Source organism: Noviherbaspirillum agri (genome assembly GCF_054780595.1).
The window spans coordinates 42,215-65,504 of sequence record NZ_BAAGWA010000001.1; the positions used below are offsets into that span (position 1 = coordinate 42,215).

23 protein-coding genes and 1 tRNA gene are annotated in these 23,290 nt (G+C 55.1%); 21 read left to right on the plus strand and 3 right to left on the minus strand.

The window, feature by feature from the left end:
• Positions 1-4 precede the first annotated feature (4 nt).
• Positions 5-697 carry a Bax inhibitor-1/YccA family protein gene (locus tag ACYVIA_RS00200; protein ID WP_460836763.1) on the minus strand — a complete coding sequence of 231 codons (693 nt, stop codon included), beginning with the start codon at positions 695-697 and terminating at the stop codon, positions 5-7.
• Positions 698-917: 220 nt separating this feature from the next.
• Between ACYVIA_RS00200 and ndk the strand changes: the two genes are divergently transcribed.
• The 17 genes from ndk to ACYVIA_RS00285 all read left to right on the plus strand — a co-directional run bounded on the left by ndk (position 918) and on the right by ACYVIA_RS00285 (position 17,177).
• Complete coding sequence (gene ndk / locus ACYVIA_RS00205; RefSeq protein ID WP_460836764.1) at positions 918-1,343, plus strand: nucleoside-diphosphate kinase; 426 nt, start codon at positions 918-920, stop codon at positions 1,341-1,343.
• A 65-nt stretch (positions 1,344-1,408) separates the two neighbouring features.
• Positions 1,409-2,578, plus strand: coding sequence for a dual-specificity RNA methyltransferase RlmN (rlmN, locus tag ACYVIA_RS00210; protein ID WP_460836765.1), 1,170 nt, complete (start codon positions 1,409-1,411; stop codon positions 2,576-2,578).
• Positions 2,575-3,375, plus strand: a complete 801-nt coding sequence (gene pilW, locus ACYVIA_RS00215) for a type IV pilus biogenesis/stability protein PilW (protein WP_460836766.1) — start codon at positions 2,575-2,577, stop codon at positions 3,373-3,375. Before rlmN ends, pilW begins: the two co-directional genes overlap by 4 nt.
• Positions 3,368-4,363 carry a helix-turn-helix domain-containing protein gene (locus ACYVIA_RS00220; RefSeq protein WP_460836768.1) on the plus strand — a complete coding sequence of 332 codons (996 nt, stop codon included), beginning with the start codon at positions 3,368-3,370 and terminating at the stop codon, positions 4,361-4,363. Before pilW ends, ACYVIA_RS00220 begins: the two co-directional genes overlap by 8 nt.
• A gap of 5 nt (positions 4,364-4,368) precedes the next feature.
• Positions 4,369-5,640 carry a flavodoxin-dependent (E)-4-hydroxy-3-methylbut-2-enyl-diphosphate synthase gene (gene ispG / locus ACYVIA_RS00225; RefSeq protein WP_460836769.1) on the plus strand — a complete coding sequence of 424 codons (1,272 nt, stop codon included), beginning with the start codon at positions 4,369-4,371 and terminating at the stop codon, positions 5,638-5,640.
• A 25-nt stretch (positions 5,641-5,665) separates the two neighbouring features.
• A complete protein-coding gene (hisS, locus tag ACYVIA_RS00230; protein WP_460836772.1) occupies positions 5,666-7,015 on the plus strand; it encodes a histidine--tRNA ligase in 1,350 nt (449 codons plus the stop codon).
• Positions 7,016-7,031: 16 nt separating this feature from the next.
• Positions 7,032-7,679: a tetratricopeptide repeat protein gene (locus tag ACYVIA_RS00235; RefSeq protein WP_460836774.1), complete on the plus strand. Its 648-nt coding sequence runs from the start codon at positions 7,032-7,034 to the stop codon at positions 7,677-7,679.
• Between the two features lie 18 nt (positions 7,680-7,697).
• On the plus strand, positions 7,698-8,846 hold the full coding sequence (bamB, locus tag ACYVIA_RS00240) for an outer membrane protein assembly factor BamB (protein ID WP_460836776.1): 1,149 nt from the start codon (positions 7,698-7,700) through the stop codon (positions 8,844-8,846).
• Positions 8,847-8,853: 7 nt separating this feature from the next.
• Positions 8,854-10,197, plus strand: a complete 1,344-nt coding sequence (gene der / locus ACYVIA_RS00245; RefSeq protein ID WP_460836778.1) for a ribosome biogenesis GTPase Der — start codon at positions 8,854-8,856, stop codon at positions 10,195-10,197.
• Positions 10,198-10,318: 121 nt separating this feature from the next.
• Positions 10,319-10,555, plus strand: coding sequence for an RNA chaperone Hfq (gene hfq, locus ACYVIA_RS00250; RefSeq protein WP_460836779.1), 237 nt, complete (start codon positions 10,319-10,321; stop codon positions 10,553-10,555).
• A gap of 27 nt (positions 10,556-10,582) precedes the next feature.
• Positions 10,583-11,704 carry a GTPase HflX gene (gene hflX, locus ACYVIA_RS00255; RefSeq protein WP_460836782.1) on the plus strand — a complete coding sequence of 374 codons (1,122 nt, stop codon included), beginning with the start codon at positions 10,583-10,585 and terminating at the stop codon, positions 11,702-11,704.
• A 47-nt stretch (positions 11,705-11,751) separates the two neighbouring features.
• The gene (hflK, locus tag ACYVIA_RS00260; RefSeq protein WP_460836783.1) at positions 11,752-13,044 is read left to right on the plus strand and encodes an FtsH protease activity modulator HflK; all 1,293 of its coding nucleotides are present in this window, start codon (positions 11,752-11,754) and stop codon (positions 13,042-13,044) included.
• Positions 13,044-13,937: a protease modulator HflC gene (gene hflC, locus ACYVIA_RS00265; protein ID WP_460836785.1), complete on the plus strand. Its 894-nt coding sequence runs from the start codon at positions 13,044-13,046 to the stop codon at positions 13,935-13,937. The genes hflK and hflC overlap by 1 nt, the downstream gene beginning before the upstream one ends.
• 12 nt (positions 13,938-13,949) lie before the next feature.
• A complete protein-coding gene (locus ACYVIA_RS00270) occupies positions 13,950-14,144 on the plus strand; it encodes a DUF2065 domain-containing protein (RefSeq protein WP_460836786.1) in 195 nt (64 codons plus the stop codon).
• 14 nt (positions 14,145-14,158) lie between these two features.
• Positions 14,159-15,310 (plus strand): ATP phosphoribosyltransferase regulatory subunit, encoded by a 1,152-nt coding sequence (locus tag ACYVIA_RS00275; protein ID WP_460836788.1) that lies wholly within the window; start codon positions 14,159-14,161, stop codon positions 15,308-15,310.
• 4 nt (positions 15,311-15,314) lie between these two features.
• The gene (locus ACYVIA_RS00280) at positions 15,315-16,613 is read left to right on the plus strand and encodes an adenylosuccinate synthase (RefSeq protein WP_460836790.1); all 1,299 of its coding nucleotides are present in this window, start codon (positions 15,315-15,317) and stop codon (positions 16,611-16,613) included.
• A 27-nt stretch (positions 16,614-16,640) separates the two neighbouring features.
• A complete protein-coding gene (locus ACYVIA_RS00285; RefSeq protein ID WP_460836791.1) occupies positions 16,641-17,177 on the plus strand; it encodes a phosphoribosyltransferase in 537 nt (178 codons plus the stop codon).
• Between the two features lie 289 nt (positions 17,178-17,466).
• Here the strand turns inward: ACYVIA_RS00285 and ACYVIA_RS00290 are convergent.
• Positions 17,467-17,553: transfer RNA gene (locus ACYVIA_RS00290), tRNA-Leu, on the minus strand.
• Between the two features lie 147 nt (positions 17,554-17,700).
• On the opposite strand from ACYVIA_RS00290, the gene rnr reads away from it, so the two are divergent.
• From rnr to ACYVIA_RS00310, 4 genes are all read left to right on the plus strand, one after another.
• Positions 17,701-20,136: a ribonuclease R gene (gene rnr, locus ACYVIA_RS00295; protein ID WP_460836792.1), complete on the plus strand. Its 2,436-nt coding sequence runs from the start codon at positions 17,701-17,703 to the stop codon at positions 20,134-20,136.
• 2 nt (positions 20,137-20,138) lie between these two features.
• On the plus strand, positions 20,139-20,879 hold the full coding sequence (gene rlmB / locus ACYVIA_RS00300; RefSeq protein ID WP_460836794.1) for a 23S rRNA (guanosine(2251)-2'-O)-methyltransferase RlmB: 741 nt from the start codon (positions 20,139-20,141) through the stop codon (positions 20,877-20,879).
• A gap of 127 nt (positions 20,880-21,006) precedes the next feature.
• Complete coding sequence (gene cysE, locus ACYVIA_RS00305) at positions 21,007-21,759, plus strand: serine O-acetyltransferase (protein WP_460836795.1); 753 nt, start codon at positions 21,007-21,009, stop codon at positions 21,757-21,759.
• Between the two features lie 10 nt (positions 21,760-21,769).
• The gene (locus ACYVIA_RS00310; protein WP_460836796.1) at positions 21,770-22,456 is read left to right on the plus strand and encodes a YceH family protein; all 687 of its coding nucleotides are present in this window, start codon (positions 21,770-21,772) and stop codon (positions 22,454-22,456) included.
• A gap of 22 nt (positions 22,457-22,478) precedes the next feature.
• Here ACYVIA_RS00310 and ACYVIA_RS00315 read toward each other — a convergent pair whose 3' ends face one another.
• Complete coding sequence (locus ACYVIA_RS00315) at positions 22,479-23,288, minus strand: UDP-2,3-diacylglucosamine diphosphatase (protein ID WP_460836798.1); 810 nt, start codon at positions 23,286-23,288, stop codon at positions 22,479-22,481.
• Positions 23,289-23,290: the final 2 nt, after the last annotated feature.

The following is a 23,290-nucleotide window of genomic DNA, read 5'->3' on the forward strand; positions in this document are numbered from 1 at the left end:
GAGCTTAATCCCGCTCTCCACCGAAAACTCCTAGCAGCGCCAGCAGATTGCTGAAGATGTTATACACGTCGAGATAAATCGCGAGCGTTGCAGTGATGTAGTTGGTTTCACCGCCGTTAATGATCTGCTGAACGTCGTAGAGAATGTAGGCAGAAAAGATCGCGATAGCCAGCGCTGAGATTGCGAGATAGAGTGCTGGCAATTGGAGGAAAACGTTTGCCAGCGCTGCTACGAGGATCACCAGTACCCCGGCAAACAGCCATTTGCCCATACCGGAAAAATCGCGCTTCGATACGGTTGCGATGGTTGCCATTGCCGCGAAAATCGTCGCAGTGCCCCCAAACGCAGTCATGATCAAAGAAGCGCCGTTGGAAAACCCGAGGATGTGCCCAATGAGACGTGACAGCATCAAGCCCATGAAGAAGGTAAAGCCAAGCAGGACTGCGACGCCGAGACCTGAGTTTTTTGTCTTTTCGATTGCGTAGAAAAATCCGAATGCAATCGCCAGGAATGCCATGAACCCGATAAGCGGGCTGCCTGAAAAGAAGGAAAAATTGAGTTGTACGCCAAGCCATGCACCGAGCACCGTGGGGATCATGGAAATGGCGAGCAGCCAGTAAGTATTGCGCAGTACGCGATGACGAACTACGAGGGCTTCGCTGGACGCGCCGTAAATTCGTTGCAGGTTTTGCTCCATATTGCCTCCGATGTCGTTTAATACAGGAATAAGTGACAAGAGCATAGCATGCTCGGTTCCGGAGTGAAGTTACCGGACGATATATAGACTGTAGACGTGGGGCGCGTCGATTGATGTCATTGCCCGATCCCTCGGGAAAGGCCTTTCATGCTAGAATAGAAGGTTAGTTGATTTCTCGGTAATTAATCTTAACCCCTTCTTTTTATTGGAGTTTTTACAGATGGCAATCGAACGCACACTGTCGATCATCAAGCCCGACGCAGTCGCGAAAAACGTGATCGGTCAGATTTATTCCCGTTTTGAGGACGCCGGCCTGAAAATCGTCGCTGCCCGCATGGCGCAGTTGTCGCGCGCCGAAGCCGAAGGCTTTTACGCTGTTCATCGTGAGCGCCCCTTCTTCAAGGATCTGGTTGATTTCATGGTATCCGGCCCGGTCATGATCCAAGTGCTGGAAGGTGAGAACGCGATTGCCAAGAACCGTGAACTGATGGGCGCAACCGACCCGAAGAAGGCGGACAAGGGTACTATCCGTGCTGACTTTGCTGATTCCATCGATGCAAATGCAGTACATGGCTCCGACGGTACGGACACCGCCAAGGTTGAAATCGCTTATTTCTTCCCGGCGCTCAACGTTTATTCCCGCTAATTGCAATACTGCTCGCCGCGATGATGTTGATTCCTCCAAGGCGAGCAACAAAGTGAAATACTCCTATGACGGCTCTCACCAATTTGCTGGATCTCGATCCTGCGCAACTCGTTGCCTACTGCGGCGAGTTGGGTGAGAAACCGTTTCGCGCAAAGCAGTTGCAGCGCTGGATTCATCAGTTTGGTGCCAGCGACTTCGACTCCATGACGGATTTGGCAAAGTCGCTGCGCGAAAAGCTCAAGTCGCGCGCGATCATTGCTGCACCGGCGATCATCAGTGATCACACCTCTGCCGACGGCACCCGCAAATGGCTGCTTGATGTCGGTCAGGGTAATGCAGTCGAAACGGTGTTCATCCCTGAAGAAAATCGCGGCACCTTGTGTATCTCCACGCAGGCAGGCTGTGCAGTCAATTGCCGATTCTGTTCGACAGGGAAGCAGGGCTTCAGTCGCAACCTCTCGGTCGGCGAAATCATCGGGCAGCTCTGGATGGCTGAATTCGAGTTGCGCCGTACGAAGGGAATTGAGTCAGGGCCAAAGGGCGAGCGCCAGATCACGAACGTGGTCATGATGGGCATGGGCGAACCGCTGCTGAATTTCGAGCCAACCGTAACAGCACTCAGGTTGATGCTTGATGATAATGCTTACGGATTGTCTCGCCGACGCGTAACGGTCTCAACGAGCGGTGTGGTTCCGATGGTTGATAAGCTCTCACGGGAATGTCCGGTGGCGTTGGCCGTCTCGCTTCACGCTTCCAATGATGCGTTACGTGACAGCCTTGTCCCACTGAATAAAAAATACCCGCTGTCCGAGTTGATGAAGGCATGCCGACGCTATCTTGCATATGCGCCTAGAGACTTCATTACGTTTGAGTATTGCATGCTTGATGGTGTAAATGACTCCGATGTGCATGCGCGCGAACTAGTGGCAGTCGTGCAGAACGGCGATGCTCCCGTTCCATGCAAATTCAACCTGATTCCATTTAACCCGTTCCCCGAATCGGGGTTAAAGCGCTCCAATAACGCCCGCATAAAGGCCTTCGCGCAAGTACTGATGGACGCTGGCATCGTTACGACCATTCGGAAGACGCGTGGCGACGATATCGATGCAGCTTGCGGCCAGCTTGCCGGCGAGGTGCAAGACCGTACGCGAGTGCAGGAACGAATGCAGAAAATGGCGGAGTATCAGAAGAAATTCGGCAAAGAATTCGGTCGCATTGTGGAGGTGCCCAAGTGATAAGAAAACCGTACTTTTCGTTGTTGACTTGTCTCATTGCGTCGGCTTTTTTGCTTTCAGGATGTGGGACAACGCCGGTAGGCGATTCGCAGAATAGTCTTTCGACCGCGGCTGATCAGACCGAGAGTCAGAAGCGGGCGCGTATTCGTCTGCAGCTCGCTGTGAGCTATTACGAGCAGCGTCAAATGGCAGTGGCGCTCGATGAGATCAAACTCGCACTGCAGGCCGATCCGAACTTTGCAGACGCATATAGCATGCGTGCGCTGATTTACATGGAGATGGGTGAGAGCCGCAAGGCTGAAGAGGACTTCTTGCAAGCGATTCGTCTTGCACCGAACAACCCGGATTTCAGCAATAACTACGGCTGGTTCTTGTGCCAGACGGGCAGGGAAAAGCAGTCAATAGCATACTTTGATGCAGCCTTGAAGAGCCGCGCTTATCAGTCGCCGGCAAAGGCGCTGAACAACGCCGGTATCTGCAGCCTCAAATTGAAAAACAGTGCGGCGGCTGAGCGTTATTTCACTCAGGCTTTTCAGTACGAGCCGGGCAATATATCCACCAACATCAGCCTCGCCAGAATTCATTATGATCGTGCCGATTACGAACGTGCACGTTTCTACATCGGGCGCGTAATGAAGACGGACGTCATGACGGCAGAGGTTTTGTGGCTCGCAATTAGGGTTGAGCGCAAGCTTGGCGACCGCGCAGCCGAAAACAGCCTGGTGACGCAGTTGCGGCGCAGGCACGGTGGTTCGGATGAATATGCCGCGTACCAGCGTGGAGCATTCGATGAGTGATCCTGAAATCAATGGTCAAACGGCTCCGGATGGCGGTTCGGACGCATCGCAGGTGCCTCCGTCGGCAGGGGCGCGGCTGGCCGCATACCGGAATGAGCGTGGGTGGACAGTCGAGCAGGTCGCAAGCCAGCTAAATCTTGCGCCGCGGCAAATCGCCGCAATTGAACGCGATGATTATGCTGCGTTGCCGGGTATGCCTATCGTGCGCGGATTTATCAGGGCATATGCGAAGTTGCTGAAAGTGGATGCAACGCCGCTGCTGGCTACGCTAGATGGTGCATCTGGTGCGTTCAGCGAATCAATCATGCCGCGAAAGACGCTTTCAACGCCCTTTTCGGATGCCCGCCTTCCTTCCATGGCGGATCGTCCGGCTTTGTCATCAAAGTGGCTTATCGGAATGCTGCTGATCCTCCTGATTGGCGTTGCGATCTGGGCGAGCCGCCAGAGTGGCAACAGCGTTACGGAAGTGCCAAAGTCATCTACGTCGCCAGTACAGCAAGGACAGGGCGACATGCCTGCAATAGGTAATGGTGAGCAGCAAGTGCCGAGCGCCCAAGGCGAAGAGCCGGCTGTGGCGCCTGCTCCGGATAGTGGTGCGCCAGGCAACGTTGGTTCTGATGTCAACGCGGCACCAGCTTCTGGCATAAATGCCGCCCCGGCTACTCAGTCGTCACAAGCTACTTCCAGCGTGACTGCATCTCCGCCCGCCGCAAGCAATGCCAGTTCCTCTGCTGCTGCCGCAACCGGCAATAACACTTTGCATTTGATTGCGCGTGAGGACTCCTGGGTGGAGGTTCGTCGCACAGGAAATAACTCGGTTCTCATCTCACGCATTATGAAGGCGGGTGAATCTGAAGCCGTTCAGGTGACCGAGCCGTTTTCTCTGGTAATCGGAAATGCCGCCGGTGTCGATGCAACTCTGCGAGGAGTGCCGCTTGAGCTTAAGCCTGGTACGAGAAGTAATGTTGCGCGCGTCAATTTGAAGTAGATAGTATGACCTCAGTGAATGCTCCAATCCCATCCGGACCTCTCGCGCGTCGCAACAGGCGAAGCGTGACAATCCGCTATGGCAACCGGGTAATTGCCGTTGGCGGCGTTGCGCCGGTCGTTGTCCAGTCCATGACGAACACCGATACTGCGGATGCAATCGCCACAGCAATCCAGATAAAGGAGTTGGCGCGCGCGGGTTCCGAGCTTGTCCGGATCACCGTCAATAATGCGGAGGCTGCAGCCGCTGTCATTGCCATCCGTGAACAGCTGGACAAGATGGAAGTGGATGTGCCGCTGGTAGGGGACTTCCACTATAACGGACACAAATTACTCCAGGACTTTCCCGACTGCGCGAAGGCGTTGTCCAAATATCGCATTAACCCGGGCAACGTGGGACAGGGGGCTAAACGCGATGTCCAGTTTGCGCAGATGATCGAGATTGCATGCAAGTATGACAAAGCGGTCCGTATTGGCGTTAACTGGGGAAGCCTTGATCAGGCTTTGCTGGCTCGGATAATGGACGAGAATGCACGCAGGGCAGAGCCGTGGGACGCGCAAGCGGTCATGTATGAGGCATTGGTGACGTCTGCCATAGAAAGCGCACAACAGGCTGAAGAGATTGGTCTTGCGGGCGACAAAATCATATTGTCGGCCAAGGTTTCGGGTGTTCAGGACCTAATTGCCGTGTACCGTGAGCTTGCTCGTCGCTGCGACTATCCATTGCATTTGGGGCTCACGGAGGCCGGGATGGGCAGCAAAGGAATCGTTGCCTCGACAGCTGCACTCTCCGTGCTGTTGCAGGAAGGGATAGGCGACACGATCCGCGTCTCCTTGACTCCTGAACCCGGAGGGGACCGGACGAAAGAGGTCGTCGTTGCCCAGGAAATTTTGCAGACTATGGGGTTGCGCAAGTTTGCGCCCATGGTGATTGCCTGTCCGGGATGTGGGCGCACCACCTCGACGGTGTTTCAGGAGCTGGCTGACCAGATTCAGACGTATCTGCGTGAACAGATGCCAATCTGGAAGAAGCAGTATCCCGGGGTGGAAAGCATGAATGTCGCCGTCATGGGCTGCATTGTGAACGGTCCGGGTGAATCCAAGCATGCGAACATCGGCATCAGCCTTCCGGGAACCGGGGAATCGCCGGCGGCTCCGGTCTTTGTCGATGGTGAAAAGAGGGTTACCTTGCGCGGCGACCGGATTGCCGAAGAATTCCAGGCTATTGTGCTGGACTACGTTAAAACTCGTTATGGACAAGTATCGGTTGGCACTTAAGCTGATCGTGCATTAAGCAAAAAGAATGTCAGAGAACAAAAAGGTAGAGAAAATCGTCGGTGTTAAGGGGATGAACGACATCCTGCCGGCGGACGCGCCGCTATGGGAGTTGTTTGAGAATACCGTGCAATCGGTATTGAAAAGCTACGGTTTTCAGCAGATCCGTACGCCCATCGTTGAACCGACGGCCTTGTTTTCCAGAGGCTTGGGTGCAGTCACGGATATCGTCGAAAAGGAAATGTATTCTTTCGTCGATTCTATGAATGGCGATCAATTGACGCTACGTCCTGAAAGCACTGCTGGCGTCGTGCGTGCAGCGTTGGAACACAACCTCACTTACGATGGTCCGAAACGACTCTGGTATGCCGGGCCCATGTTCCGCCATGAAAAGCCGCAACGCGGCCGCTACCGCCAATTCCATCAGGTCGGTGCAGAAGCACTGGGCTTCACGGGTCCGGATATTGATGCTGAACTGATCATGCTGTGCCAGCGCCTGTGGGATGACCTCGGTCTGCAGGATATCCGGCTTGAATTGAATTCCATCGGCAATGCAGACGAGCGCAACCGCCATCGAGCGGATCTTGTAGCCTATTTTGAGCAACACAAGGATGTGCTTGACGCGGATGCCCAGCGGCGTCTGTATTCGAATCCATTGCGCATTCTCGACACCAAGAATCCTGCGATGCAGGAGATGGTTAATGCGGCGCCGAAGCTCCTTGATTATCTGGGAGAGGAGTCTCGTGCTCACTTTGAAGGTGTGCAAAAGATCCTCCGGCATAACAGCATTCCGTTCACCATCAATCCACGCCTCGTCCGCGGCATGGATTATTACAACCGAACGGTCTTTGAATGGGTGACCGATCAGCTCGGCTCGCAAGGTACGGTTTGTGGCGGTGGACGTTATGATCCCCTGATCGAAATGTTCGGTGGCAAGCCGACGCCTGCCTGCGGGTTTGCAATCGGCGTCGAGCGTTTGCTCGAACTGATGAAGGCGAACGGTGATACGTTCGAACCGCATCAGTGTGACGTTTATGTGGTGCACCAGGGTGAAGTGGCACAACTGCAGGCGTTCGTTGTCGCAGAACGATTGCGTGATGCTGGATTGGACGTTGTACTGAATTGCGTGTCTTCCAGCGGAGGAGCCAGTTTTAAATCGCAGATGAAAAGGGCGGACGCAAGCGGTGCGGGGTACGCTGTCATCATTGGCGAAGACGAGGTCGCCAAAGGCGTTGCAACAGTGAAGACCATGCGAGGAGAAAGCATGGAAGACAACCAGACGACGGTCGCTTTCGAAAGTGTTTCGGATTACCTCATTGACCAGATCACTTGCGGCGACGATTGCAGTGATCCGACGCATCACCATCATCACCATTAAACATTAGAAGAACATCATGGCATACGATCTCGAAGAACAAGAACAACTGGCCACGCTCAAGGCGTGGTGGAATCAGTACGGAAATCTTGTCACCTGGCTCCTGATCATTGCATTGGCAGCCTATGCCGCCTGGTCTGGCTGGACTTACTACCAGCGCAAGCAGTCAACACAGGCCGCACAGCTTTATGAATCGCTGCAGAAGGCGGTTGCATCTAAGGACAATGCGCAAGTCCAGCGCGCCGCTGCCGACATGGCCGAAAAATTCGGTCGCACTGCGTATGCTCAGATGGGGGCGCTTGCTGCAGCCAAGAGTGCATTTGATGCAAGCGATATGAAAGCGGCAAAGTCGCAACTGCAATGGGTGATTGAAAACGGCAGTGACGAATACAAGGCAATCGCCAGGATTCGTTTGGCAGGGATTCTCCTCGATGAGAAGGCATATGACGAAGGGCTGAAGCTACTTGCAGGCAACTTCCCTGAACAGTTCTTGGGCGCCGTTGCGGATCGTAAAGGCGATATTCTTGTGGCTCAATCCAAAATTGAAGACGCCCGAGCAGCCTACAAGCTCGCCCTCGATAAAACCGATGAGAAAAATCCTGCGCGCCAGCTGATTCAGTTGAAGTTGGACGCGATCGGTGGCGCGTCTGCAAACGCCGCGGCTTAAATTGCACGAGAGGTAAAAATGCGTAAAGCCGTCATGGTGACGTGTACAGCAGCCCTTGCCGCCTTGGCCGGTTGTTCTTCATTGAATCCGTTTGCTAGCAAGCAACTGCGTAATCCGCCAGCAGCGCTGGAAGAGTTCAAGCCGACATTGGCCGTACGCAGCCTGTGGTCGACCTCGATCGGCCGTGCAGGAGGTTTCGCGTTTTCTCCCGCAGTTGCAATCGGCAGTGTTTTCGGTGCCGCGGCTGATGGGACCTTGACGCGCATTGATGCCGCAAGCGGACGTACCATCTGGCGCATCGACTCTGGCGCGCGTTTGACCGCGGGGGTCGGCAGTGACGGATATACGATTGCCGTTGCCGCGGAAGAGGGTGTATTGATGGCGTTTGACGGCGACGGCAAGTTACGCTGGAAGGCGCAGGCTTCGAGCGAAATCTTGTCGGCGCCAGCGGTTGGCCAAGGCTTGGTCATAGTGCGGAGCGTCGATAACCGCATTGCCGCGTATGACGCTGAGTCCGGCGTACGGCGCTGGGTTGCACAGCGCAGCTCGCCGCCATTGACTTTGAGAACTGCACCCGGAATCGCAATCGCCGGGCCGACCGCTTATGTTGCGCTTCCCGGTGGGAGGCTGCTCGCATTGGCGTTGACAAACGGCGGTGCACGCTGGGAAATGGCTGTAGGCGATCCACGGGGTACCACCGAACTGGAACGTATCGCGGATCTGTCTGGCACCCCGGTGGTTACCGGCGGCGATGTCTGTGCTGTCGCATATCAGGGACGCGTTGCGTGCTTCGACGCCGCGAGTGGTGCACCTCGCTGGGCGAAGGAGCTTTCCAGCGAAGTGGGCGTAGGCGTGGATGAGCGTCTGCTGTATGTCGCAGATGACCGCGGGAGTGTGACGGCCTTCACACGAGATAGCGGCTCCGGGGTGTGGCGCAATAACAAGCTCGCGTACCGGCAGTTGTCTGCGCCTGTGCAGGTCGGCCGCGCCGTGGCTGTCGGCGACGGACAGGGCTACGTCCACTTCCTTTCTCGCGAGGACGGCGCATTCGTCGCGCGCACGAATATCGGTGGCGCCCGGGTCATTGCTGCAATTCCTCTAGTTGCCGGTAAATCGGCAGTCTTTCAAACTCAAGCAGGAACGTTGGTTGCATTGGCAACCGAGTAAGAATTGAATGAAGCCGGTTATTGCATTAGTAGGCCGACCAAACGTCGGCAAGTCAACATTGTTCAACCGGCTCACCCGGTCGCGCGATGCATTGGTCGCCGACCTTCCAGGTTTGACTCGTGATCGCCATTATGGTGAAGGCCGTATTGGCGAGCGACCCTTTCTTGTGATTGATACCGGCGGATTCGAGCCGGTCGCGAAAGAGGGGATCATGTATGAGATGGCGAAGCAAACCAAGCAGGCAGTGGCCGAGGCAGATGTGGTCATCTTTATTGTCGACGGGCGGCAAGGGCTCACTCCGCATGACAAGACGATCACTGACTTCTTGCGCAAGTCCGGCCGGTCGGTAATGCTTGTGGTGAATAAAGCCGAGGGCATGAAGTACACGTCGGTGACGGCGGATTTTTACGAGCTCGGCATGGGTGATCCTTATGTCATTTCGGCTGCGCATGGCGACGGTGTTCTCGATCTCGTGAACGAGGCGCTCGATGCGGCCTTTGCGCAGCGTCCCGCGGAAGAGGATGTGCCCGAAGCAAGTGACAAGGGCATCAAGATTGCTATTGTGGGCCGTCCGAACGTCGGCAAGTCGACACTGGTTAATACGTTGCTTGGCGAAGATCGCGTGATTGCATTCGATATGCCGGGCACGACCCGTGACTCCATCGAGATCCCCTTCGAGCGCGATGGGAAGAAATATACGCTGATCGACACCGCTGGTATTCGCCGTCGCGGTAAGGTCTTTGAGGCAATCGAAAAGTTTTCTGTTGTTAAGACACTGCAGTCGATTTCTGAAGCGAATGTTGTCCTGCTTCTGCTTGATGCACAACAGGATATCTCAGAACAAGATGCCCACATTGCAGGTTTTGTCCTTGAGTCCGGCAGGGCATTGGTCGTAGGGGTCAACAAGTGGGATGGCCTCAACTCTGACAGGCGCGACGAGATCAAGATGGACATCGAGCGCAAACTGAGTTTCCTGTTCTTTGCAAAATTTCATTTCATTTCTGCGCTGAAGGGTGCCGGAATCGGCCCGCTAATGAAATCCATTGACGCAGCATACGCCGCAGCAATGGCCAAGCTGTCGACACCGAGATTGACACGGGCCTTGATCGAGGCGGTGGAGCACCAGCAGCCACGGCGCAAGGGAACAGTTCGTCCCAAGCTCCGATATGCGCACCAAGGAGGGCAGAATCCGCCAATCGTCGTTATTCATGGAAACGCGCTCGAAGCGATTGATGACAATTACAAGCGCTACCTCGAGAAGCACTTCCGCGAAACTTTTTCGTTAGTGGGCACTCCATTACGTATCGAACTGCGCTCGAGCAAGAATCCTTTTGCCAAAGGTGAAAAGTAGTCTTTCGCTTGGCACGGAACGCAAAAATCGATTACAGTCGTAACTTACCGTCTTTGAGGGGCACTTGAAAAAGAATCAGGTTGCCTCCAACTCCTAATCACAATTACACAATGGAGCCGCCATGAGCAATAAAGGGCAATTGTTACAAGACCCGTTCCTCAACGCCTTACGTAAAGAACACGTACCCGTTTCTATATACCTCGTCAACGGCATCAAACTTCAAGGCCACATTGAGTCATTTGATCAGTATGTCGTCCTGTTGCGAAATACGGTAACCCAAATGGTTTACAAGCATGCCATCTCGACGGTGGTGCCGGCTCGTGCCGTGAATATCAATCTTGAGTCCGATACGGAATAAGCTATCGTTGCTCCGTCCTCCCTCTCTATGCGCGCTGCATTAGTCGGCGTTGATTTCGGCAAGGGTGACTTTGCCGCAAGCTTGGAAGAATTGTCCCTGCTGTCCACATCGGCAGGGGCTGAGCCTGTTGTAACAATCATCGGGAAACGCTCCAGTCCGGATGCTGCGTTATTCGTCGGCTCCGGCAAAGCTGACGAGATTGCTGATGCGATAGCTCGCGAGCAGCTTGATCTCGTTATTTTTAACCATGCGCTCTCACCGGCCCAGCAGCGTAATCTTGAGCGGCATTTGAAGATTCGCGTCATTGATCGTACCAGTTTGATCCTTGATATCTTCGCACAGCGCGCCCACAGCCACGAAGGCAAGGTACAGGTGGAGCTAGCCCAGTTGCAGCACCTGTCAACGCGTTTGATTCGTGGATGGACGCACTTGGAGCGGCAGAAAGGTGGCATCGGTTTGCGCGGACCGGGTGAAACGCAGCTGGAAACTGACCGGCGGTTGTTAGGCGACCGTGTCAAGGCGTTGCGCTCCCGACTCGATAAGCTGCATCGGCAACGTGAGACGCAGCGGCGCGCTCGTAATCGAAACAATACTTTTTCCGTATCGCTGGTTGGTTACACCAACGCGGGGAAATCGACACTATTTAATGCCCTGACAAAGGCGCAGGCATACGCGGCCGACCAACTGTTTGCAACGCTCGATACCACTTCTCGCCGCATCTATCTCGGGCAGGCGGGAAGTGTCGTTATTTCGGATACAGTCGGTTTCATTCGCGAGTTGCCCCATCAGCTTGTAGCCGCTTTCCGTGCCACTTTAGAAGAGACAGTTCATGCAGACCTGCTCTTGCATGTTGTCGATGCTGCGAGCCCTGTTCGCATGGAGCAGATCGAACAGGTCAACTCAGTGTTGAAAGAGATTGAAGCCGATCACGTTCCTCAGATTCTGGTCTGGAACAAGATCGATGCGGCTGGCATGGAGCCTGCATTGGAACGTGATGAGTATGATAAAATCCGCCGTGTTTTTATTAGCGCCCAAACAGGGGCCGGCCTGGATTTGCTACGCGAGGCCATAGCTGAATTCGCAAAAGCGGATGCAGTGGCGCGTCTTGATCGTCTACCGGTTCGGGAGGGTCACGATGCACGAACTTAATAATAATTTGCATTGCAACCCATCAACATACGCCGGATAACGAGAGAATGCCTGTTCCTCTACTCAAAAAGCTCGGCCTGAAGTTTTCCTTGAATGATCCACGTTGGGGACGCGGTGGTTCCCAGGACGACGGCCAAAATCAAAATCAGGACGGTAAGCGGCCAAATGATGGCCCGCCGGATCTCGACCAGCTCTGGCGCGAATTTAATCAGCGCCTGAATCGACTATTTGGCAATAAAGGGGATGGCGGAGGCGGCGGGTTTACACCGGACGCCAAAGGCGCCGGAATCGGCATGGGCCTGATTGCGGTCATTGTCTTCTTCCTCTGGCTGGTGAGTGGTTTTTTTATTGTCCAGGAAGGTCAGACTGGGGTGGTCTTGACTTTTGGCAAGTATAGCCACATGACGCCTGCCGGTTTTAACTGGCGCTGGCCCTATCCGATTCAATCGCACGAAATTGAGAACGTCTCGCAGGTTCGTACGGTAGAGATCGGTTATCGCTCGAACGTCAAGAATAAGCAGCCCAAGGAATCGCTAATGCTGACGGAAGATGAAAACATTATCGATATCCAGTTTGCAGTTCAGTACACGTTGAAAAACGCATCCGAATGGATCTTTAATAATCGCGACAAGGATGAGTTGGTCCGTCAGGTGGCGGAAACTGCCATACGCGAGGTGGTTGGTCGAAGCAAGATGGATTATGTGCTGTATGAAGGTCGGGAAAAGGTGGCCTTTGACGTCGGCCAGTTAATGCAGGAGATTACCGATCGCTACAAGTCTGGCGTACAGATCGCTAATGTGACGATGCAGGGCGTGCAGCCTCCCGAGCAGGTGCAGGCGGCATTCGACGACGCGGTCAAGGCAGGCCAGGATCGTGAGCGCCAGAAAAATGAAGGTCAGGCATATGCGAATGATGTTATTCCGCGTGCGCGTGGTGCCGCATCACGGTTATTGCAGGAGGCGGAGGGCTATCGATCACGTGTAGTCGCAAATGCTCAGGGTGATGCTGCGCGCTTCAAGCAAGTGCTTGTGGAATATCAGAAGGCGCCGGCCGTTACGCGCGATCGTATGTACCTGGAGACAATGCAGCAAGTATTCTCTAGCACAGCCAAGGTCATGGTGGACAGCAAGAGTGGCAGCAATCTGCTCTATCTCCCTCTCGATAAGCTGATTTCACAAACGGCGAATGAGACTGCTGGTAACAAGTCCAATCTCTCGATCAACCAATCGGACACAAACACGGTTCCTCCAACTGAGTCTTTGCAATCGATGGAAACACAGCGACAGCGGGATTCGCGCAGCCGTGAAGGCCGTGATTCGCGTGAGCGGGAGGTTAGATAATGAACCGCCTTGTCTCTACCGCGATCGCAGGACTGATTGTCCTCACAATCTTGTTGTCTACGCTTTTTGTAGTCGATCAGCGTCAGTACGCCATCGTTTTCGCTCTTGGTGAAGTCAAGAAGGTCATCAGTGAGCCCGGTCTGCATTTCAAGCTGCCACCGCCATTCCAGAATGTTGTTTTCATGGATAAGCGTATCCTGACGCTTGATACACCGGAAGCCGACCGCTTCATTACAGCAGAGAAGAAGAACATTCTTGTTGACGCTTATGTCAAGTGGCGCATTCGCGAGCCGCGTTTGTACTTCGTCAGTTTTACCGGCGATGAGAAGCGTGCGCAGGATCGGATGTCACAAATGATCAAGGCGGCGCTTAACGAGGAAATCACCAAGCGCACAGTAAGAGAAGTCATCTCCGGTGAGCGCAGCAAGGTAATGAATGCGATCCACAAGAAGGTGGCGGAGGAAGCCAAGCAGATCGGCGTTGAAATCATTGATGTGCGGCTGAAGCGAGTCGATTACGTCGAACAGATTAATAATTCCGTCTATGAAAGGATGAAGGCAGAACGCGTTCGTGTTGCTAACGAATTGCGCTCGACAGGTGCCGCAGAGTCCGAGAAAATCCGTGCTGATGCTGACCGCCAGCGCATCGTGATTCTTGCTGAGGCATATAGAGATGCCGAGGCGATCCGCGGTGATGGAGATGCGAAGGCGACACAGATTTATTCACAGGCATTTGGCCAGAATCCGGAATTCTTCAAGTTTTATCGCAGCCTCGAAGCCTATCGAGCCAGCTTCAAGAACCGAAATGACTTGATGGTAATTGATCCAAATTCCGAGTTCTTTAAGTATTTCAAGAGCACCGGCCCGGGGGTGGCAACAACATCGAAAAAATGAAGCGGGCACAATATGGAATGCTCGCTGGCCGTTGCCCTTGGATCGATGCTGCTACTTGAAGGCGTCATTCCATTTCTTTTTCCCAGGCAATGGCGCGACACCTTTAATTACATAACTCGGCTCTCTGACGGCCAGATCCGCTTTACGGGTCTGGTCGCTGCCTTGTGCGGCCTGATGGTGTTAGGCTTGGTTCGTTTTTATTCTTAAGCAGTTTTTCTCTCATGCCAAATTGGCTTCTTCCCGAAAACATCGCTGACGTCTTGCCCTCCGAAGCGCGCAAGATTGAAGAATTGCGGCGCGCGATGCTCGATAACTTCCGTCTGTACGGCTATGAACTCGTCATGCCACCGATGCTGGAGTATCTCGAATCGTTGTTGACAGGTGCGGGACAGGACATGGGTCTCCGCATATTCAAGCTGGTCGACCAGTTGTCGGGACGGACAATGGGGGTACGTGCTGACATGACGACGCAGGTCGCGCGTATCGACGCCCATCTTCTTAACCGCTCTTCCGTCACGCGTTTGTGTTATGCCGGTAGTGTGCTCCATACGCGCCCTTCCGGGATGCATGCAACACGCGAACCGCTTCAGATCGGTGCGGAAATCTATGGGCACGCCGGGCTCGAGGCAGATGCGGAGATCCAGGAGCTCGCGCTGGCGTCACTCACCTTGGCTGGTATCTCTAAGGTAAGGCTGGATTTATGCCATGTTGGCGTGCTGCGCGCAATTATTGCCGACGATATCGCGGCAAGAAATCGCGAGGCAGAGCTGTTCTCATTGCTCGAGTCCAAGGATGTCCCCGGCCTTCGGGCTATGACGCGCGAGTTTGCGCCGATAACCAGAGATGCCTTGCTTGCACTACCCAATCTCTACGGCGATGCTGCGATCATAACCCGTGCGCGGCAGGTGCTTCCTCAAGTTTCCGGAATTACCCGGGCGTTAGATGAGCTGGAGTTCCTCATCAAGCAGGCGGGCGCGGCAAGTGTTACGGTGGATCTGGCCGATTTGCGTGGCTACCACTATCACAGCGGTGTCATGTTTGCTGCATATGTTCCGGGGCTGCCAAATGCGGTCGCACGTGGCGGGCGGTACGACCACGTCGGAGAAGCCTTCGGGCGCGCCCGCCCCGCCACGGGCTTCTCGATGGATTTGCGTGAACTGGCGCGCCTGATGCGTGGCGCGGAACGCAAAAGTGCGATTCGGGCGCCTTGGGGAACAGAGCTGGCGCTGCGTCAAAAGATTGCTGAATTACGGAGTGCGGGCGAGGTCGTCATCCAGGCCTTGCCGGGGCATGAAAATGATCAGGATGAATTCGACTGCGATCGTGCAGTCGTATGTGAAAACGGAAACTGGATTCTTAAAAAGCTAGGTTAAAAGTATGGCAAAGAATGTCGTTGTCATCGGCACCCAATGGGGCGATGAGGGAAAAGGGAAAATCGTCGACTGGCTGACCGATCATGCGCAAGGCGTCGTTCGCTTCCAAGGGGGGCATAACGCCGGACACACATTAGTGATCGGCGGTCAAAAGACTGCGCTGCAACTGATTCCCTCCGGTATTATGCGTGCCGGCGTTGCATGCTACATTGGCAATGGCGTCGTGCTGTCTGTTCCTGACCTGTTGCGTGAGATCGACAAGTTGCAGGCAATTGGCGTTGAAGTTGTATCGCGCCTGAAGGTCTCTGAGGCTTGTCCGATCATTCTCCCTTATCACACTGCACTTGATGCAGCTCGTGAAGCAGCACGTGGGGCTGCGAAGATTGGTACTACGGGCAAGGGAATTGGTCCTACCTATGAGGACAAGGTCGCGCGTCGGGCGATTCGCGTGGCAGATCTGCTGAACGAAAAGCGCTTTGCTGAGAAATTGCGCGAGAACCTCGATTATCACAACTTTGTGCTGACACAGTATCTCAAGGCACAGCCTGTTGACTATCAGAAAACCCTGGACGATGCTTTGACCACCGTCCCGCGCATCGCACCGATGGTTGCGGATGTTTCAAGTTCATTGTATGCGGCTTACAAAGCGGGCGGCAGCCTGCTGTTCGAGGGGGCGCAAGGCAGCCTTCTCGACGTTGATCACGGCACTTATCCCTTCGTCACGTCGAGCAACTGCGTGGCGGGAAACGCGGCTGCGGGCTCGGGTGTCGGACCCAACATGCTTCATTACATTCTCGGGATCACGAAGGCATACACCACGCGCGTCGGTTCTGGCCCGTTCCCGTCGGAATTGCCGACCGATCAAGGTATTGGCAAGCATCTGGCAAGCGTCGGACATGAATTTGGCACGGTGACTGGCCGTGCCCGTCGCTGCGGTTGGTTTGACGCCGCCTTGCTGCGTCGCTCGGTGCAGATCAATGGGGTATCCGGCATGTGCCTCACCAAGCTGGATGTGCTTGATGGCCTCGAATCCCTGCAGCTATGCACGGGTTACAAGATTGATGGGAAGGTCGTGGACATTTTCCCCGTTGGGGCTGAAGATGCTGCCCGTTGCGAGCCGATCTATGAGCAAATGCCGGGCTGGTCGGAATCGACCGTCGGCGCGAAATCCATGGATGCATTGCCTGCCAATGCACGCGCTTACATCAAACGCATCGAGGAGTTGGTCGGCGTCCCGATCGATATGGTCTCGACCGGTCCCGACCGCGAAGAGACCATCGTTTTGCGCCATCCGTTTGTATAAACAAGAGGAATAGTGGTGGAAAGCAAAATGGGTGTTTCAACCGAAAAGGATTTGTGGGTCTCGTGGGACGACTATAACCGCGCAGTGCTCGAGCTTGCACGCATGATTTATGAATCAGGCTGGGAGTTCGATCAGGTTCTGTGTCTTGCACGCGGTGGTTTGCGTCCGGGAGATGTTTTTTCACGTGTCTTTGATGTTCCGCTGGCGATCCTGTCGACCAGTTCCTATCGAGAAGAGTCGGGTACCGTACAGGGAAAACTCGATATTGCGAAGCACATCACGATGACGAAAGGAAACCTGTCCGGAAAAGTATTGCTTCTGGACGATTTGGTGGACTCCGGAGTAACCCTCGAAAACGTACAGCGGCATCTCAAGGAAAATTTCCCGGCCGTGACCGAAGTCCGCTCCGCAGTGATTTGGTGTAAGGCCTGTTCGTCAGTTAAGCCGGACTATTTCCTTCAGTACCTGGCGAACAATCCCTGGATTCATCAACCATTTGAAGAATACGATAGTTTGCGTCCTCATCAACTAGCGGCTTGGTTGAAGAAGGGCGAGACAGCCTAAGCAGAACTTGCTTTCTTTTTCATGCTCAAAAAGTCTGCGTAAGCGGTGGTTTGATTGGTGTGCAAGGAAGAGAAAAGACCCGTCGGCGCGCTGACGGGTTTTCTTTTTGGGAGGTTCGTTTAAGGTGATTGAGGTCCGACGCTTATCAGAGTGTGCCGAAAGCTGCCGAATTTGCATTCGTGCACCGCAGAGTACGTGGAGACTAACTTAAAACACGAGGCAACAGGGGGAATTGGCTGTTTGCCGCTGAAAAAGAAAAAGGTCCGCATACGCGGACCTTTCTTAAACTTGGTGCCCAGAAGAGGACTCGAACCTCCACAGTGTTGCCACCGCTAGGACCTGAACCTAGTGCGTCTACCAATTCCGCCATCTGGGCGATGCGAAAGACCGAAATTATATCGGAAAATCTGGAGATGTCAATTCACTGCTGCAACTAAACTTCGGCAAAGTCGGCAGTTAGGTAAATGCCCTGTAGTCCGTTACACTAGCCCCTTGTATTGATAATAATGAATTGAAGTACCTTTTGAGCCAATACCCATACCAAATTCCCAGCCGGGAGGAAATTCTCGGCATTCTGCGCACCGCGGCTGAACCACAGGATGTGCTGTCCCTCGCTGCGGCACTCGATGTCAAACCCGAAGAAATGGACGGCCTCACGCGCCGCCTCAATGCGATGGAACGCGACGGTCAGATCAAGCCGAATCGGAACGGCCATTATCAGCTCACTCATCATTCCAACTTTATTGAAGGCCGGGTCAGCGGTCACCGCGAGGGTTACGGCTTTCTGACTCCGGATGATGGCAGCGACGACATATTTCTCCCTGAGAAGGAAATGCAAAAGGTCCTTCACGGAGACCGCGTGCAGGTTCGTATCGTTGGTACCGACCGTCGTGGCCGGCCGGAAGGCACTATCGTCGAAGTCATTGAGCGCGCCAATACCCATGTCATAGGGCGTCTTCTAAATGAAAACGGCGTCTGGATCGTTGCGCCGGAAGACAAGCGCATCGGCCAGGATATTTTGCTGCACGGTTCGCCGGGTAAGGCGAAGACAGGGCAGGTCGTGAGCGTTGAGTTGATCGAGCAGCCATCGCGGTATACGCAGCCGGTCGGCAAGATCGTCGAATTGCTGGGCGATATCGATGATCCGGGGATGGAAATCGAAATAGCAGTGCGCAAGTATGGCGTGCCACATGAGTTCTCGGAAGCGGCAAAGAAACTCGCAGCAAAGATACCGAATGAAGTGCGTGATATCGACTTGGTTGAACGCGTCGATCTGCGGGATATCCCGCTAGTGACGATCGACGGTGAAGATGCGCGCGACTTCGACGACGCCGTGTATTGCGAACCGGTCAAGATCGGACGCAGCAAGGGATATCGTTTGATCGTCGCCATTGCCGACGTCAGTCACTATGTGAAGCCTGGTGATGCGCTGGACAAGGATGCCCTGGAGCGGAGCACGTCAGTGTATTTCCCGCGGCGGGTCATCCCGATGCTGCCTGAAAAGCTGTCCAACGGCCTCTGTTCGTTGAACCCCGATGTCGACCGGCTTACGCTGGTGTGCGACGTCGTGATTACGGCCAAGGGTGAGATCAAGGCGTATCAATTTTATCCAGCCGTGATGCATTCTGCGGCGCGGCTCACCTATACGGAAGTCGCCGCGATTTTGGCGAACACCAAGGGAACGGAAGCGGCAAAACGGCAGGCGCTCGTTCCGCATCTGCTCAACCTGTATGAAGTATTCCAGGCGTTGCTGCATGCACGGCAGGAGCGTGGCGCGATCGATTTCGAGACCACCGAGACCTATATCGTCTGCAACGCCGCAGGCAAGATCGAACAGATCCTTCCTCGTACTCGCAACGATGCGCATCGGCTGATCGAGGAATGCATGTTGGCTGCCAATGTCTGTGCTGCCGACCTGCTAGCTCGCCATGATCATCCCGGCGTTTACCGTGTCCACGCGCCACCCTCAAAGGAAAAGCTGACGCAAGTACGTACCTTCCTGAAGCAGATGGGCTTGCATCTCGGTGGAGGCGACAAACCTGCTGCTTCCGACTATGCGGAACTGATCCCGAAGATCAAGATGCGACCGGATGCCGTGCTGTTACAAACCATGCTGCTGAGATCGATGCAGCAGGCTGTGTACAGTCCCGACAATATTGGCCACTTCGGGCTGGCGTACGAGGCATATGCTCACTTTACAAGCCCGATCCGGCGTTATCCTGATCTCCTGACGCATCGCGCAATCAAGGCGATCTTGCAGGGGAAGCGCTACGTGCCGAGCGGGATCGACACCAGTTCGCTCAATACGATGCTGTCGCCTGCGGCCCGCAAGATGGCGGCGCAAGACAGGGAGGCCGGCAAGAAAAAGAAGGAAGGCGAACTGGCGATCTGGGAGTCGCTTGGCATCCATTGTTCTGCCAACGAGCGGCGCGCGGACGAAGCGTCGCGCGATGTGGAGGCATGGCTCAAGTGCTATTTCATCCGCGACAAGCTGGGTGAGGAATTCATTGGCACGATTTCTGGCGTTGCGCCGTTTGGCATTTTTGTGCAGCTTGATACGCTGTTCATTGAGGGGCTGGTCCATGTGACGGATCTGGGTGCGGATTACTTTCAGTATGACGAGATTCGCCACGAGCTGCGCGGCGAGCGCACCGGGATCCGGTATCAATTGACCGACCGTGTGACTGTGCAGGTCAGTCGCGTGGATCTTGACGCACGCAAGATCGACCTCCGTCTGGTGCATCAGGCCGACATAAGGACTGCACTGAAGAACGAAGCGCGTCGTGCAGAGGCAGAGCAGTCCTACGAGAAAAAGCCAAAGGCGAAGCGAAAGGCTGCGCCGAAAAAGCCTGAATCGGTCAAGACCGTAAAAGCACAACGTACAAAGTCAGCCTCCAAGGCACCCAAGGCCGCGCGCGCAAACAAGGCGCATGGGAAACCGGCCAAGAAGAAAAGATAAACATGAAAAGTAAAATGATTTTCGGCTTCCATGCCGTGACGGCCCGCTTGCGCCACGACGCGTCCTCGATCGAGGAAATCTATGTCGACGCGACCCGGCACGACCGGCGCATGCAGGAGTTGCTGCGTGCTGCGGAAGCGGCCAAGGTGCGCATCATCCATGCTGACGACCAGCGCCTGGACGGTATGGTCGGCACGCGCCGGCATCAGGGAGTGGTGGCCAAGGCCGGCGAGTTGTCCTTGGCACGCAATCTCGACGAGCTCCTTGATGGGATTGAGGGGCCTCCCTTGCTACTGATCCTCGATGGCGTTACCGATCCGCATAACCTGGGCGCATGCCTCCGTGTGGCCGACGGTGCTGGTGCGCATGCAGTGATCGCACCGAAAGACCGTGCAGTCGGGTTGAATGCCACTGCTGCCAAAGTCGCAAGCGGTGCTGCGGACACCGTGCCCTACATTACGGTTACCAATCTTGCCCGTACGATGCGTGAACTCAAGGAGCGCGATATTTGGCTAATCGGAACCTCGGATGATGCCGAAAAAGGCCTGTATGAGGCCGATTTTTCAGGGCCAGTCGCACTTGTGATGGGTTCCGAAGGCGAAGGCATGCGCCGCCTGACGCGCGAAAACTGCGATCTGCTGGTCAGCATCCCCATGCAAGGTGCTGTGGAAAGCCTCAACGTGTCCGTGGCATCCGGTGTTTGCCTCTACGAAGCGCGCCGGCAGAGGATGGTCGTCCGCTGAATTCTTTGGGGATGGCCTGCTGCGCACATCCCCGTCCTGTGCACGCCGAAGAATTGCTTTGCTGGAATAGGCAAAGCTCTCTGCAACGCGTTAACATTGCATCTTCACGCAACCAATCCGCCTTCCTATGTTTAGCCGCCTTCGCGAAGACATCGCCAGCATCATAGAACGTGACCCAGCCGCGCGTACCGCCTGGGAGGTGCTGACCTGTTATCCCGGCCTGCATGCCATCGTGATGCACCGCTGGGCGCACTGGTGCTGGGTTCGCGGCTGGAAGTGGCTTGGACGCTTCATCTCCCACATTGCACGTGTGTTGACAGGAATCGAGATCCATCCGGGCGCAACGATCGGCCGGCGCGTTTTCATTGACCATGGTTTTGGTGTCGTAATCGGTGAAACCGCAGAAGTCGGAGATGACTGCACGATTTATCAAGGGGTGACGTTGGGCGGAACTTCGCTGAGCAAGGGGGCAAAACGTCATCCGACGCTTGGACGTGGTGCAATCATTGGCGCTGGTGCCAAGGTGCTGGGCGGCTTTACCGTGGGTGAGGGCGCCAAGGTTGGCTCCAATGCCGTGGTGGTCAAGGAGGTGCCTCCGGGCGCGACGGCCGTCGGTAACCCAGCGCATATCGTCCAGAAGGACGCCGGCAAGCAGCGTGCGGAAGCGGCCGCGCGCGTATTTGCCGCCTACGGCATTACGCCTAATGCAGAGGATGACCCGATGTCGACCGCCTTGCACAAGCTGATCGATCACGCCGTTCTGCAGGAGCAGCAGATGCAGAAAATTCTCTCAGCGCTCAACTCTGCGGGTGTCGGTTGCGAGGTCTTGCCGCAAAAGGACAAGTTCGACGCCGAGCAGTTGAACAAGCTTGTTGAATGAGGAAACGGGGATGACCGAGCAAAATGATGTGGCTAGCAGCGGAACGGACGTTCTTGATGCATTCGAGGTCCGCATTCTGGGCGTCCTCTCGGAGAAGGAGGCGCTCACGCCGGACAACTATCCTTTGTCTCTCAATGCATTGACAAACGGCTGCAACCAGCTTTCCAGTCGCGACCCGGTGATGTCGATCTCGGAGGACACGGTGCAGGATGTGCTGCAGCGCCTGATTCAGAAAAAGCTGGTTTCCGAGGTGCGCCAAGCCGGTGCTCGTGTCGTCAAGTACGAACATCGCATGCGGATGAAATGGACGCTGGAGCAGGACAAGCTTGCGGTACTGACGATACTGATGCTGCGCGGTATCCAGACTGCTGGCGAAATCCGGGCGCGCAGCGGGCGCTTGCATGAGTTTTCTGCCGTCGCCGATGTGGAGGCAGGGCTGCAATTTCTGATCGATAAATATCCTCCGCTGGTGGCGCGCCTGGCGCGAGCTCCGGGAACGAAGGAGGCGCGCTATGCACACCTGCTTTCCGGTGATGAGGTGCTTGAACGTCAGGAGGTGGCGGCAAGTTTCTCTGGCGGAGTGGATGTGCCTCGCCACGACCGCATTGCCCAGTTAGAGGAAGAGGTGGCGCGTTTGCGGAGTGAGGTCGATCGTCTGACGGAGCAATTCGAAAGCTTCAAGAAGCAGTTCGACTGAATTCATTCCTCTATTACTAAGCTTACTGTGCTGCAGTGCAGTCGTAGGCGAAACGCTTGAACGAGCCATTCTCGTACATGGCAAGCCAGCCGCCGCGAGGCTGCTCAGTATCGCAATCCCAGTCCGGGAGCACGTGACGCACACGGTCCACGCCGGACTCCTGATAGTGATGCATTGCAGGGCGGTGCGTATGGCCGTGAATCATGATGGACGTACCTGTGGCCGCATAAAGCGCCGCGATTGCTGCAGCATTGACATCCATTATTTCGTATGACTTGTTGCGTTGGGCCTCACGACTGCCTGTGCGCATTCCCTCGATGACTGCCTTGCGTTGATCCAGAGGCATGGCGAGGAACTGCCGTTGCCATTCCGGCTGGCGCACCTGTGCGCGAAACGCCATGTATCCGTGGTCGTCCGTGCATTGTTCATCCCCATGCGTCAGGACGATGCGTCGATTCGCAATCGTGGCGACAAACGGGTCAGGCAGCAGCGTCATTCCGGCGGCTTCTGCGAATGCTTCTCCCAGCAGGAAATCCCGATTGCCGCCTATCCAGAAAACCGAGACACCGCTGTTGCTCACTTCGCGGATAGCCTCGGCTATTTGCCTGTTGTAGGGCGTGGCAACGTCGTCATCCCCGGCCCAGTATTCGAACATATCACCCAGCAGGTAAAGCTGTCGGGCAGATGTCGCCTGTTCGCGCAGAAAAGTGAGAAAGGCCTGCGTGGTCCGGGGGAGCGAGGTCTGCAAATGAACATCCGAAACAAAAAGCGCAACCGGTTTCGATTGCGCTTCGTTGCTGGCGCCAGGTGACATCGTATTGGGCACTGACATGC

Coding starts and splice junctions, on each gene's coding strand:
- cysE (WP_460836795.1), top strand. CDS start 21,007: ATGTTTAGCCGCCTTCGCGAAGACATCGCCAGCATCATAGAACGTGAC.
- ACYVIA_RS00200 (WP_460836763.1), bottom strand. CDS start 697: ATGGAGCAAAACCTGCAACGAATTTACGGCGCGTCCAGCGAAGCCCTC.
- hflC (WP_460836785.1), top strand. CDS start 13,044: ATGAACCGCCTTGTCTCTACCGCGATCGCAGGACTGATTGTCCTCACA.
- bamB (WP_460836776.1), top strand. CDS start 7,698: ATGCGTAAAGCCGTCATGGTGACGTGTACAGCAGCCCTTGCCGCCTTG.
- ACYVIA_RS00310 (WP_460836796.1), top strand. CDS start 21,770: ATGACCGAGCAAAATGATGTGGCTAGCAGCGGAACGGACGTTCTTGAT.
- der (WP_460836778.1), top strand. CDS start 8,854: ATGAAGCCGGTTATTGCATTAGTAGGCCGACCAAACGTCGGCAAGTCA.
- ACYVIA_RS00315 (WP_460836798.1), bottom strand. CDS start 23,288: ATGTCAGTGCCCAATACGATGTCACCTGGCGCCAGCAACGAAGCGCAA.
- ACYVIA_RS00275 (WP_460836788.1), top strand. CDS start 14,159: ATGCCAAATTGGCTTCTTCCCGAAAACATCGCTGACGTCTTGCCCTCC.
- rlmN (WP_460836765.1), top strand. CDS start 1,409: ATGACGGCTCTCACCAATTTGCTGGATCTCGATCCTGCGCAACTCGTT.
- ACYVIA_RS00270 (WP_460836786.1), top strand. CDS start 13,950: ATGGAATGCTCGCTGGCCGTTGCCCTTGGATCGATGCTGCTACTTGAA.
- hflK (WP_460836783.1), top strand. CDS start 11,752: ATGCCTGTTCCTCTACTCAAAAAGCTCGGCCTGAAGTTTTCCTTGAAT.
- ACYVIA_RS00235 (WP_460836774.1), top strand. CDS start 7,032: ATGGCATACGATCTCGAAGAACAAGAACAACTGGCCACGCTCAAGGCG.
- ispG (WP_460836769.1), top strand. CDS start 4,369: ATGACCTCAGTGAATGCTCCAATCCCATCCGGACCTCTCGCGCGTCGC.
- rlmB (WP_460836794.1), top strand. CDS start 20,139: ATGAAAAGTAAAATGATTTTCGGCTTCCATGCCGTGACGGCCCGCTTG.
- hisS (WP_460836772.1), top strand. CDS start 5,666: ATGTCAGAGAACAAAAAGGTAGAGAAAATCGTCGGTGTTAAGGGGATG.
- hflX (WP_460836782.1), top strand. CDS start 10,583: ATGCGCGCTGCATTAGTCGGCGTTGATTTCGGCAAGGGTGACTTTGCC.
- hfq (WP_460836779.1), top strand. CDS start 10,319: ATGAGCAATAAAGGGCAATTGTTACAAGACCCGTTCCTCAACGCCTTA.
- ACYVIA_RS00220 (WP_460836768.1), top strand. CDS start 3,368: ATGAGTGATCCTGAAATCAATGGTCAAACGGCTCCGGATGGCGGTTCG.
- ACYVIA_RS00280 (WP_460836790.1), top strand. CDS start 15,315: ATGGCAAAGAATGTCGTTGTCATCGGCACCCAATGGGGCGATGAGGGA.
- ACYVIA_RS00285 (WP_460836791.1), top strand. CDS start 16,641: ATGGGTGTTTCAACCGAAAAGGATTTGTGGGTCTCGTGGGACGACTAT.
- ndk (WP_460836764.1), top strand. CDS start 918: ATGGCAATCGAACGCACACTGTCGATCATCAAGCCCGACGCAGTCGCG.